Origin of the sequence: Thermoanaerobacter sp. A7A (assembly GCF_000445185.1) — a bacterium.
Taxonomy (GTDB): Bacteria; Bacillota; Thermoanaerobacteria; order Thermoanaerobacterales; family Thermoanaerobacteraceae; genus Thermoanaerobacter.
This window is the reverse complement of record NZ_AVAF01000109.1, coordinates 1-11543: the sequence shown is the minus strand read 5'-3', so window position 1 is coordinate 11543 and position 11543 is coordinate 1. Positions and strand designations below refer to the sequence as shown.

The following is an 11543-nucleotide window of genomic DNA, read 5'->3' as shown; positions in this document are numbered from 1 at the left end:
AAGACCATAAGATTTTTTGTATTCACTTGTACACCTATATTTTACATCTACTTATCATTTAAGTCAATTCCCTTATTCATGGCTACCTATTTGCCTTGAAAAATATGTATCAAGTTTCTTATAATAGAGTCAAGGATATCTCCTCTAAGAGAACCAATGAGCGATTCAATGCGCTCAACATCTACAGCACGTATTTGGTCTAATAATGCAATTGAATCTTTTGGCAATCCACCATTTCCTGCCGGTATCCTATAGTACAAATTAAGATTTTGATTTGCCCATTCTCCATCTCGTGTCGTTAATGGAACTACTATTATAAGCGGATACCTCATAGGTCCTTTTGGTACTGCTACTACAACAACCGGCCTTTTGCCTTCCTGTTCATGCCCTTTTGGAATATGAGTAGGAAAAGAAAGAAGGAGGACGTCTCCCGGTTTTATATCATTTTTCATCATCAGGTCTTCCTCCTTCAATAATTAGCCCTACTCCTTCTATATATTTGACGGGACGACCCTGTGGTGGACCTTCAGTTCCCCAGTCATACTCCGGAAGTTCTGTTAATTCCGCATTTAACCATTCTTTGTCTTCTTTTTCCATTTCTTTTTTGTTTTTTTCATTTAAATATTCTATAAAATCAATAATTTCCTTTACTTTGTCTTCTGGTAATCTATCTATATATTCTTTTGCTTTCTTCCTCACTGCATTATCCATAACTCCACCACCAATTTTTATCGATAATCTTATATTTTATTATAACCCTCACATAGAAAAAACTCAATAAAAATTAGTTTTCTGGTTTTGGTCCATAATACTGATAATAGTAAGCTTTTAACATGCCATTGTAAAGCTTTCTTTTTTTAGAAGCCTCTCTTCCAAAGAGTTTCTCAAATCTTTCATGGGAAGTCAGTATATAAAAAGACCACGTATCAAGTTTTTTGAAAACTTTTCCCATTTCTTTATAAAGTTTTTCTACTTCCTTTAATTCCCCCATCCTTTCACCATAAGGAGGATTGCATATTATAACACCATATTTATCATCTGTTTTTAAATCTTTTAATGGGATATTTTCAAAAGTTATGTATTTCTCTACACCAGCTTTACGCGCATTGTCTTTTGACAATTTGATGGCGTTTTCGTCAATGTCATATCCTTTTATGTTTAAAGTTATATCTTTTTTAATAGCACCAACTGCTTCTTCTCTCGCTTCTTTCCATAATTTATTTGATATTCTCCACCATTTTTCGGAAACAAATTGTCGTTTTAAACCTGGTGCGAGATTTATTCCAATCATAGCTGCCTCGATCGGAATCGTTCCAGAGCCACAAAAAGGATCTATCAAAGGTCTATCTGGTTTCCAAAAGCTAAGCATTATCATAGCGGCAGCCAAAGTTTCTCTCAAAGGTGCTTCATTGGATATGACTCTATATCCCCTTTTGTGTAAACCGTCGCCGCTTGTGTCAATCATAAGTGTTACCTTGTCTTTCATTAATGAAAATTTTATTTTATAAGTTGCGCCGTTTTCTTCAAACCATTCTTTTTTGTATTTCTTCTTAAGCCTTTCCACAACAGCTTTTTTAACTATTGCCTGACAGTCAGACACGCTGAAAAGCTTGGATTTTATTGAATAACCCTCCACAGGAAACCTGCCATCTTCAGGTATCCAATCTTCCCAGGAAAGAGCCTTTGTACCTTCAAAAAGTTCTTCAAAAGTTGTGGCAGTAAATTCCCCTATTTTTACGTATATTCTCTCTGCCGTTCTAATCCAAAGGTTTGACCTGCATAAGGCCGCCTCATCGCCTACAAAAGTGACTTTTCCATTCTCTACAGTGACATCTTTATACCCTAACTCTTTTACCTCTCTTGCAGTTATTGCTTCAACACCAAAAAGAGTAGATGCTATAAATTCTATTTTTGACATATTTTATCTCCTTTTGCCTCTAAGTTTAACTAATTCAACCTTATTATATCACTTGCATCTATAAATATATATCATTTTTTCCCTTTTATCTTGTTTTTATTATGATATAATTAAAATAATAATATAAGTTAATGATAGATGATGGAGGGTATTTTATGCCATTGCCCGAAAAAAATAAAAAATATACTTATGCCGACTATTTAACCTGGTCTGAAGAAGAAAGATGGGAAATTATTAATGGTGTTCCCTATCTACAAGCAGCTCCAACATGGCAACATCAAGCAGTATTGTTAGAACTAGCAAGGCAATTTGCAAACTATCTGCAGGATAAATCTTGCAGAGTATTTACTGCTCCTTTCGATTTGCGAATACCAGAAGCAAATGAAAAAGATGAAGAAACTACCAATGTAGTACAGCCTGATATAATCATTATATGTGATAATTCAGGACTTAAAAAGACAGGTTATTATGGAGTTCCAGAATTGATTATAGAAGTAGTTTCTCCTTCAACTGGTCAAAAAGATAAAATAGAAAAGTTTAATTTATACGAAAAAGCAGGGGTAAAAGAATATTGGATTGTAGAACCTGATGAAAAGGTGGTTATGGTATTCACACTTGAAGAAGGACGTTATGGAAGGCCTCAAATGTATTCTGAAGAGGATAAAGTAAAAGTTAGTATATTTGATAACCTTGTAATTGAGTTAAAACCTGTATTTGAGAGAATTTAAAAAAACAAACTGAGGGCGTTTCTAAAGTTCCCTCAATTTGATAAAAACCAAGATATCTAGTTTATCGGCTGGCTCCTCCGCCTCCGGCAGAACCTCCGCCGAAGCCTCCCCCGCCGCCAAAACCTCCGCTGCCGAAGCCACCACCTCTAAAGCCTCCAAATCCTCCTGAGCCAAAGCTTCCTGGACCCCACCAGTTTCTTCTTATATTTCTTCCTCCTCTCCCAAAGATAATAAATATCAAAATAAGTATAATCACTACAGCAATATCTTCCCACGATATACCACTATCATTGCTACTTGTATTGACACTGTATTTGGAAGCATCCAGTCCCTGAAGGTCTATATTGTACTCTTTTGCAACCCTTGAGGCTATGGCCATATAACCAGCATATATGCCTTTAGAGTACTCGCCTTTTGCCCAAGAAGTTAAAACAAAATCGTCTAAAATCCTTCCTGCAACAGAATCCGGTATTGCCCCTTCCAAGCCATAACCTACCTCAATTCTCACTTTGCCAGCCTGACCTTTTAAAAGTCTGTCTTTTACCACTAAAAGGAGAATACCGTTGTTTTTCTCCTTGTCTCCTATTCCCCACTTTCTAAAAAGGCTAAGAGAATATTCCTCTATTGGGTAATCTCCAATGCTGTCAATTGTAACAACTATTATTTGTGCCTTTGTGGCATCATCTAAAGCTTTCCCTACTTTTTCGATCTCCTCTATATCATTTTGAGACATAAGCCCCGCATAATCATATACATATTTAAACTGAGTAGGTCTAGATGGAACATCAGGAGCAGAAAAAGCTATGGAATTAAAAAATAATAGTAAGAAGGCAATTGCAATTAAAAAAATTCTCTTTTTCATTTTGCCTCTCCCTATCTCAATATTTTGTGAGTAACTTAATTAAGTTTTAAAAATATCATTTTTTTCGTTAAATTTAAACTATTTTAATGTATTACTGTTCATGTCTAGTATATTAGCATAGATAATAATAAGTATCAATACAAATTTCTAAATATGTTGGTTTTTTTAAAAAAAGTTATACTATTATCCTGAGAATCGTTAGACCTCAAATAGGAAGAGGCATTCGCATTCATGTCAAAAGAACATTATCAAACTTTTATCTCTTTTTTATAAAATTTCCTGGAGCGTTTTCCACGCAAGTAAAGCGCATTTTACTCGGGCAGGAAAGTCAGACACTCCCTGCAGTACTTGGGCATCACCTAATTCATCTAAATTTACATCTTTTTTGTGTATCATGTCTATAAATTTTTGAACAAGCCTTAAGGCCTCTTTTTTGTCTTTTCCCTTTATAAGGTCTATCATCATAGAGGTTGAGGCTTGGCTTATGGCACACCCATGGCCCGTGAAAGAAGCATCTTCTATAATGTCACCATTCATTTTTAAATAAAGAGTAATATTGTCGCCGCAAAGAGGATTGTAACCTCTTTCTTTGTGGGTAGCATCTTTAAGTTCTTTTTCATGGGGAGAGTTTTCGTAATGTTCCATTATAACCTCAGAATAAAGCTGATTTAAATCGCTCATTTGAACCACTTCCTGACTTTTTTTAGTCCTTCAACAAGTGCGTCAATATCGTCAAAGTCGTTGTAGAGGTAAAAGCTTGCTCTTACAGTTGCAGGAACACCTAAGTACCTCATTAAAGGCAGACAACAGTGGTGCCCACTTCTTACAGCAATTCCTTCTTCGTCTAGTATTGTAGCAACGTCGTGAGGATGGACACCTTCTACATTGAAGGAAATTAAGCCTCCCCTTTCCTTCGCGTCTTTGGGGCCATACAATTTTACAAAGTCTAATTCTTTCATTTTCTGAAGGCCATACTCCAAAAGCTCGCCTTCGTGATTATGAATATTGGAAAGCCCAATTTTTTCTATATAATCTATTGCAGAAACAAGCACACAAGCCCCTTTTACGTTGGGAGTACCTGCTTCAAATTTAAGAGGTGGGGGAGCAAAAGTTGCACGGTCTTCAAAGACTTCGTCTATCATCTCTCCACCTCTTAAAAAAGGAGGCACATCAGAAAGCAAGTCCTCTTTTATATAAAGTACACCGATTCCCATAGGTCCGAGCATCTTGTGACCAGAAAAAGCAAAAAAGTCACAGCCTATTTTTTGTACATCAATCAGCATATGAGGTACACTTTGTGCTCCATCTATTAACACTTTTGCGCCGTATTTGTGTGCAATATGTGTAATCTCCTCCACAGGATTTATTATACCTAAAACATTTGACATGTGTTGCACAGCAACCAATTTTACTTTGTCAGACATTTTTTCTTTAAAGTCTTTCATAGAAAGCCTAAAATTCTCATCAAGGTGGACATATTTGAGTCTCGCCTTTTTAGCTTCCGCTACCATTTGCCATGGAAGCATATTGCTGTGGTGCTCGGCTATTGTCAGTATTATTTCGTCCCCTTCGTTTATATATTTCATTCCCCACGTATATGCTATAAAGTTTATTGATTCTGTAGTATTTCTCGTAAATATTATGGATTCTTCTCTTTTTGCGTTAATAAATTTTTTTACTCTTTCTCTTGCCTCTTCATAAGCCTGTGTGGAAAGAGCGCTTAAATAGTGTGGGCTTCTGTATACATTGGCGTTTAATTCTTCATAATATTTATCCATAGCTTTTATGACTTCAATTGGCTTTTGAGTTGTGGCAGCATTGTCAAGGTAAATAAGCTTTTTACCATGAGGTTTAACATTCAATATAGGAAAGTCTTTTTTAATCTTTTCTACATCAACATATTTCACTTTAAAATCCTCCTCCATATATGACCCTTTTAGGTTAATTTATTGTGAAACCAATTATTTTTAGAGCCTTTTGAGGTTTCACAATAACCTAGAGAAATTTTATCATATTGTGCATTTTAGTCCACTTCGCTTGAGGGCCAACAAGCTTTAACAAACACAAATAAGTCATTTTATCTGTTAGGGTATTCGATGTCAAAATTAATATCAATTTCCTTCCTCGCCTGTCTTAGAAAAAGTTCCCCTTCCCTAGTGAGCTCATAATATGTGTGATTGCGATGCTTAACACTTTTTCGTCGTCGATGGTAATATTTAACTATTCTTCTTTCCACTCGCTTGATTAGTCCTCTCTCCTCCAAACTTTGAAGTCGCTTTCTGCTTTCTTCTAATGATAAACCTAGGCGCCTCGCCAAAAGTTTCGCATATTCCGGCCCAAGCTTTTTGAGGTAGGTGAGGATTGTTAAATCAAGAAATTCATCTTGGTCATTGTTGAGTGGCATATTCTTCTCTCCTTTATTATGGATTTACCACTAAGTAGTTTGGTTTTTAAATACTATGACTTAGTAATAAATCATATTGCTGAGCGTTTAAATACCAAAAACTTACTTTGTTAAACTACATCAAGTTACAAAAACTTCTTTTTTAACAACATTATAATCAGCTTCATCATCCATAGCACATGCATTACTACAGCCACTGATAGTATATTTCCTTGTAAATTGCCTGAGGATACTATACGCATACTCCTCTATATTGCTGCTTGATAAAGCCGCTTCCGTTTTTAGATTCAGTCTCAGAAAAACAGCTACAAAAGTGCTAAAGGTGTTAATAAAGGGCTTACTACTATTGTAGTAGCCCATAGACTTTAGATTATTTAGAAGATGGATATTATTTATGTTATATCTAATTGCGTACAGATAGTATGGCGTGTGTTCCTCACTGTTTCTCCTTTAACATTAACGTTGGGTTACGGGTTTTACATTAAAATTAGACCTGTATTCGGTTTCTGTCCATAATACCCTTTGAGCCACCATAGCTTCTGGGTTTAGTTTGACATCTTTTAATATCATTTCTTTAAATTTGTTATATCCCACTCTGTCAATAAGGTGTCCACCATGGATGTATTCAGGTTTGTTGTTCATAACATAAGCAGAAAATGTCTCCCAGTTTTTAAGTACACCTAAAACCACATCTTCTGTAACCCAGTTTAAAAAGATTTTTCCCATACGAGGTGTTTGCTTTCCTGTTCTGCCGCCGATCAATACCCTGTAGAATTTTTTAGGGTTCCTGGTCCAAGCACCGGTTGGACACACTAGGACGCATTCACCACAGCCGACGCAGCAGCAGGTGTCTTTGACGATTTTTCCTTTTTCTACAGATAAAACACGCGTTGCATGATGAGCACACGCTTCTACACACTTTTTACACCCTATACAGCGCTCATAATCGTATTCCGTTTTTGTAATGCCGATTATACCGATATCACTAACGTGAGCTTTAGCACAGTCGTTAGGACATCCTGATATATTTAATTTTATATGGTAATCGCTGGGGAATATAATCTTTTCTATCTTTCTGGCAAGGTCAGTTGTGTCAATATTGGCTTTTATACAGTGGCGATTGCCTATGCAAGCCATTATATTACGAGCGCCTATGGTCGGATACCCGTCGTCATCAACTACCATATCAACGCCGCATAAATTTACTTCAATTTCTTCGATATATGGTCTTATATATTTGTTAACCTCATCTATATATTCATATTTGATCCCTGGTATTGAAATTGTCTGTTTGACTCCCAGGTGAAATTCTCCGTTTCCCCAAGTTTCCGCAATATGCTGAAAAAATGACAGATATTTAGCATCTATAACACCGCCGGGAACGCGTATCTGGAGCATGAACTCCCCGCGCACTTTTGACTGGCGGTAACAATTTCTTCGAACCTTTTTTATATCTATATCGTAACTCATATAATTATCCCTCCGATTAATCCAACAGATTTTTTGCTTTAGTATAATTAAAGACAGGCCCTTCCAGACAAACATATGTCTCATTTATCTTGCAATGGCCACACTTGCCGACGCCACAAGACATTTTCCTTTCAAAAGATAACCAGATTTTCTCTTCGGGCACACCGTTCTTTAAACATTCTAAAGCGGCAAAGTGCATCATAACAGGAGGACCTACAATTACTACATTGTAATTTTCAAAGCTGTCAAATGGTATTTTCTTAATGTGTTCTGTAACAAGGCCGACCTCAAAGCCTTCTATCTTATCTTTATCAAGAGTATAAATTGTGTTAAACCTGTTTCTAAAATTATTTAAATCCTCTTTGAACAGTATACTCTTTTCGTCCTTAAATCCCGCAATGAAATACAGAGAGTGTATTTCATCTGGATGTTCATAAAAATACTTCAAAAGGCTTCTGACAGGAGAAACCCCGGTACCACCGGCGATGACAACTAGATCCTTACCCTTAAAATCATCTACAGGGAATGAATTACCATAAGGGCCTCGCATAAATATCTTATCACCGGGTTTTAAATTAAATATTTCATTGGTGAGTTTTCCTACTTTCCGTATGGTGAGTTCTACCCAATTATCTCCCATAGAACTTACCGATATAGGGCCTTCTCCGATTTTAGGTAAAGACACCTGAAAGAATTGTCCATGTTTTACCTTTGCATTGGTTTCTATCCTGAAAGTATATTCATTTTCTGTTTCGTGTATAATATCGATTATTTTATGGGGGGCTGGAAGCATTATATTTACACTCATTTACTTTACCTCCTCAATTGATGCTGTTTATCTTATATCTTTAGTTGTCTCCGCTTTTTTGAGTTTCTCCACTTCATCATACAGGCGATTAATGGTAGCAGGAAAAGATATTAGTTCAGGACATCTTTCATCACATCGCCCGCATCCTACGCACATGTGTTCGTCTTTAAAACGAAGTTTATAGTCATAAATTTTATGCAGAGTTCTGAATCTCATCCGCTCTCCCGCGGTTTTCCTGAAACTCAGTCCACCTGCCATTGTCGTGAAATCTTCGTGCATACAGCTGGCCTGAACCCTTCTCCTCTCACCAACTTTTCCGTTTTCAGTGTATGTTACGTCTAATGTGGTAAAACAGCTGCAGGTTATGCACACAGCGGTACAGGCTCCACAGCTTATACATCTTGAATTATAACTTTCCCACATATCGAGATCGTAAATTTTTTCTAATAATTCATGGCTATCAATTTCCGGGATGTTAACTTTTGTCGGGTTAGAGGTAACAAATTCAGGGGTAAATTCTACTTCTCTTTCATCGGCAAATAAATTGGTAAATTCATCGTCTTTTATTTCTACCAATATGTTATCATCGCCAAATCTAACTGCTAAACTGTAGTCGTCGGTTTTATTGGAACCCATTGAGACGCAGAAGCAACTATCCCAACCTCCTTCTTTGCATTCCATTAAAATAAACTTTACTTTTTCCCGTAAACGCTTGTAGTAAATGTCTTCTGTTCCCCCGTTTTTGAGAAAGATAGTATCAAGTCGTCTAAAGCCATTTATATCACAGGGGCGGACAAATATCATAATCTTTTTGTCATCTACCTTGCTTTCCATATATTCATATTCGGTAAAGTAGAATAGCGCCTGGGTAATCGGATATATCACTTCTTTTGGTGAAAAATCTGATTTCTCATCGTATACTACATCCTCAATTGAGTTAATTTCTGCATATCGGATCAAATCAGTGTCTGAATAACGACCACGCTTTTCAAAGCGCATAGGAGCATATACCTTATACTCTTTTTGCAATTCTTTTAAGATTTCATTCATCCTTTTAATGCTTACACAATAACTCATCTTCTTCCTCCTCTTTATATGGCATTTGATATTCTTTATAATCTCTTCATCAAATAATTAACCGTCCACGCTTAGCAAAGCACAGCCAGGAATGAAAATATATTTTCGTGTTAAATAATTAACTTTGATATAAGTATAACACTCACAAAACTTTTAGTCTAATAATAAATAGTTATATTAATGATAATAATATTTTATATAAACTGCCAATTTTTATACGTCTATACTATAGTAAACCAAAATCTAAAAAGTAACATTTCTTAATCGAGCAAAGTACAATAAAAAGTACAATAATACGAAAAATAACAAGGGCAACAAAACACAAGACTTGAGAAGGTTGAAGAGTGCCGAATTTCTTCCTTTTATCTTTTCATTAGTAAAGTAATATGATATTATGAAAATGATAATTTTGTAGTTATATGAGGTGGCCGTTATGACCCTTAGGGATATAGAAATCTTCGTAACCGTTTGCGAGTTAAAGAGCATGTCTGCTGCCGCTAAAAAGCTCTATATGTCCCAGCCCGCCATCAGCCAGGCCATATCGCAGATGGAGGGAGATCTCCAGGTCAGACTTTTTGACAGGATAGGCAGGAAGCTTAGCCTCACGTATGCAGGGGAAATCCTGTATAGTTACGGAAAGCGGATACTCAATCTTGTCAAGGAAGCAGAGAGTACTCTTGATGATGTGAGGAACATGAGGATGGGAAGGCTGAGAGTGGGAACCAGTACAACGGTGGGAATTTACCTGCTCCCGGAGATAATCGGCGAGTTCAGGAAAAAGTTCAGTATCGACGTCTACTTTACAATTGGCAACACAGCAGGGATAGAAAAGCTGATATTTGACAATTCTATAGACCTTGGTATTGTCGAAGGTCCGGTCCATTCAAGGGACATTGTTGTAACACCCTATATAGATGATGAGCTATATCTTGTATGTTCAAAAAGCCACAGGTGGGCAGAGAAAAAAAGCATCAGCCCCGCAGAGATTGAAAATGAGGATATAATCATGCGAGAAAAGGGAAGTGGGATGAGGGAGATCTTTGAGGAGACCATGGCGAGAAATAACGTGAGGTACAGAATAAAATACGTTCTTAACAATACGGAGGCCATAAAAAAGGCCGTCGAAGCTAATATAGGCGTTTCGGTCATATCCAGGCTGGCCGTGAAAAAGGAGATAAGAGGCGGTAGGCTCGTAAAAGTTGACATTGAAAATATAAGATTTGAAAGGAAGTTTAGCATTATTTATCACAAAGATAAGTTCAAGTCGAATCTGTTCGAAGAGTTTATAAGACACCTTTATAATTACAGCATAAGGTAGCGCTGCGAAGCGCAACCTGTAGCCACACCAAGTAAAATGTACCCATCAGCTTCAACATTTTAGCAATATGACCTCCGCAAAAAACAGAGATAAAGTAAAATATTAACCATTTTTGCAAAGGCTATTTTAATTTATTGCAGGAATGCTTATTTGGAAAAATCTACTTTAGGCACAGTTTTTGCTGCTTCATCTGCTTTAAAATATTCTCTTTCCTTAAACCCAAACATATTGGCGATGATAGAGGTTGGAAAAGACCTTATCTTGGTGTTATAAGCTTGAACAGCATTGTTATAATCCATTCTCGCTACAGCTATTCTGTTTTCAGTTCCTGCTAGTTCGTCGCTTAACTGCCTGAAATTTGCATCAGCTTTTAAATTAGGATAATTTTCTGCAATAGCAAGAAGCCTTCCCAATGCTGTATTTAATTCATCATTTGAAGCTGCTTTTTCAGCAACAGTGTTGGCACTTAAAAGTTTTTCTCTCGCTTTATTTACACTATCAAAAATCTCTTTTTCATGTGCTGCATATCCTTTAACAGTCTCTACTAAATTAGGAATTAAATCAGCCCTTCTTTGAAGCTGATTATCAATCTGACTCCATTTACTATTTACATTTTCATCTAACGCCACTAATTGGTTATAAGTTCCATAAATTGTCCCAAATACTAATACAGCTATTACAGCCAAAACAATCAATGTAATAATTAGCGGATTTTTCACTGCCATTCCCCTCTCACTATTTTCTAAAATACTTTCTATAGTACTATTATATACGATTTACTTGAGCAAAGTAAATCTCAGACTGTAGACAAACTTTCGTAAAGTAGATATTTTGCAATCGGTGCGACTTGTGACAAAGCGCTAACAAAACTTAGGAAGACCGAGGGTGGAGGCAGGGCCGAAGCCATGGATGGCGGAGGCGGGCACCTTAAGGCATGGATGCCACCTGACGTAGGTAT

13 protein-coding genes are annotated in these 11543 nt (G+C 36.6%); 2 read left to right on the top strand and 11 right to left on the bottom strand.

Annotated features, from left to right (window positions below; translation table 11 throughout):
• Positions 1 to 86: 86 nt before the first annotated feature.
• From M663_RS0107455 to M663_RS0107445, 3 genes are all read right to left on the bottom strand, one after another.
• Entirely contained in the window at positions 87 to 455 is a 369-nt protein-coding gene (locus M663_RS0107455) for a type II toxin-antitoxin system PemK/MazF family toxin (RefSeq protein ID WP_003871620.1), read from the bottom strand.
• Positions 442 to 711: a DUF2281 domain-containing protein gene (locus M663_RS0107450; protein WP_003871621.1), complete on the bottom strand. Its 270-nt coding sequence runs from the start codon at positions 709 to 711 to the stop codon at positions 442 to 444. The genes M663_RS0107455 and M663_RS0107450 overlap by 14 nt, the downstream gene beginning before the upstream one ends.
• Positions 712 to 784: 73 nt before the next feature.
• Positions 785 to 1918 carry a class I SAM-dependent RNA methyltransferase gene (locus M663_RS0107445; RefSeq protein WP_029688482.1) on the bottom strand — a complete coding sequence of 378 codons (1134 nt, stop codon included), beginning with the start codon at positions 1916 to 1918 and terminating at the stop codon, positions 785 to 787.
• Between the two features lie 155 nt (positions 1919 to 2073).
• Here M663_RS0107445 and M663_RS0107440 point away from each other — a divergent pair, with 155 nt between their 5' ends.
• A complete protein-coding gene (locus M663_RS0107440; protein WP_012994480.1) occupies positions 2074 to 2646 on the top strand; it encodes a Uma2 family endonuclease in 573 nt (190 codons plus the stop codon).
• 61 nt (positions 2647 to 2707) lie between these two features.
• Here the strand turns inward: M663_RS0107440 and M663_RS0107435 are convergent, their stop codons facing one another.
• The 7 genes from M663_RS0107435 to asrA form a co-directional block, all read right to left on the bottom strand.
• Positions 2708 to 3508: a TPM domain-containing protein gene (locus M663_RS0107435; protein WP_029688481.1), complete on the bottom strand. Its 801-nt coding sequence runs from the start codon at positions 3506 to 3508 to the stop codon at positions 2708 to 2710.
• Between the two features lie 267 nt (positions 3509 to 3775).
• Complete coding sequence (gene sufU / locus M663_RS0107430; RefSeq protein ID WP_029688480.1) at positions 3776 to 4189, bottom strand: Fe-S cluster assembly sulfur transfer protein SufU; 414 nt, start codon at positions 4187 to 4189, stop codon at positions 3776 to 3778.
• Complete coding sequence (locus M663_RS0107425) at positions 4186 to 5433, bottom strand: cysteine desulfurase (protein ID WP_042805228.1); 1248 nt, start codon at positions 5431 to 5433, stop codon at positions 4186 to 4188. Before M663_RS0107425 ends, sufU begins: the two co-directional genes overlap by 4 nt.
• A gap of 152 nt (positions 5434 to 5585) precedes the next feature.
• Positions 5586 to 5912 (bottom strand): DUF2250 domain-containing protein, encoded by a 327-nt coding sequence (locus M663_RS0107420; RefSeq protein ID WP_003867166.1) that lies wholly within the window; start codon positions 5910 to 5912, stop codon positions 5586 to 5588.
• Positions 5913 to 6368: 456 nt separating this feature from the next.
• Positions 6369 to 7382, bottom strand: coding sequence for a sulfite reductase subunit C (gene asrC / locus M663_RS0107415; protein ID WP_029688478.1), 1014 nt, complete (start codon positions 7380 to 7382; stop codon positions 6369 to 6371).
• 16 nt (positions 7383 to 7398) lie between these two features.
• Positions 7399 to 8190 (bottom strand): anaerobic sulfite reductase subunit AsrB, encoded by a 792-nt coding sequence (asrB, locus tag M663_RS0107410; RefSeq protein ID WP_029688477.1) that lies wholly within the window; start codon positions 8188 to 8190, stop codon positions 7399 to 7401.
• 27 nt (positions 8191 to 8217) lie between these two features.
• On the bottom strand, positions 8218 to 9267 hold the full coding sequence (gene asrA / locus M663_RS0107405; protein WP_003867169.1) for an anaerobic sulfite reductase subunit AsrA: 1050 nt from the start codon (positions 9265 to 9267) through the stop codon (positions 8218 to 8220).
• A gap of 433 nt (positions 9268 to 9700) precedes the next feature.
• On the opposite strand from asrA, the gene M663_RS0107400 reads away from it, so the two are divergent.
• On the top strand, positions 9701 to 10585 hold the full coding sequence (locus M663_RS0107400; RefSeq protein ID WP_029688476.1) for a LysR family transcriptional regulator: 885 nt from the start codon (positions 9701 to 9703) through the stop codon (positions 10583 to 10585).
• A 146-nt stretch (positions 10586 to 10731) separates the two neighbouring features.
• Here M663_RS0107400 and M663_RS0107395 read toward each other — a convergent pair whose 3' ends face one another.
• The gene (locus M663_RS0107395) at positions 10732 to 11304 is read right to left on the bottom strand and encodes a LemA family protein (RefSeq protein WP_003867171.1); all 573 of its coding nucleotides are present in this window, start codon (positions 11302 to 11304) and stop codon (positions 10732 to 10734) included.
• Between the last annotated feature and the right edge of the window lie 239 nt (positions 11305 to 11543).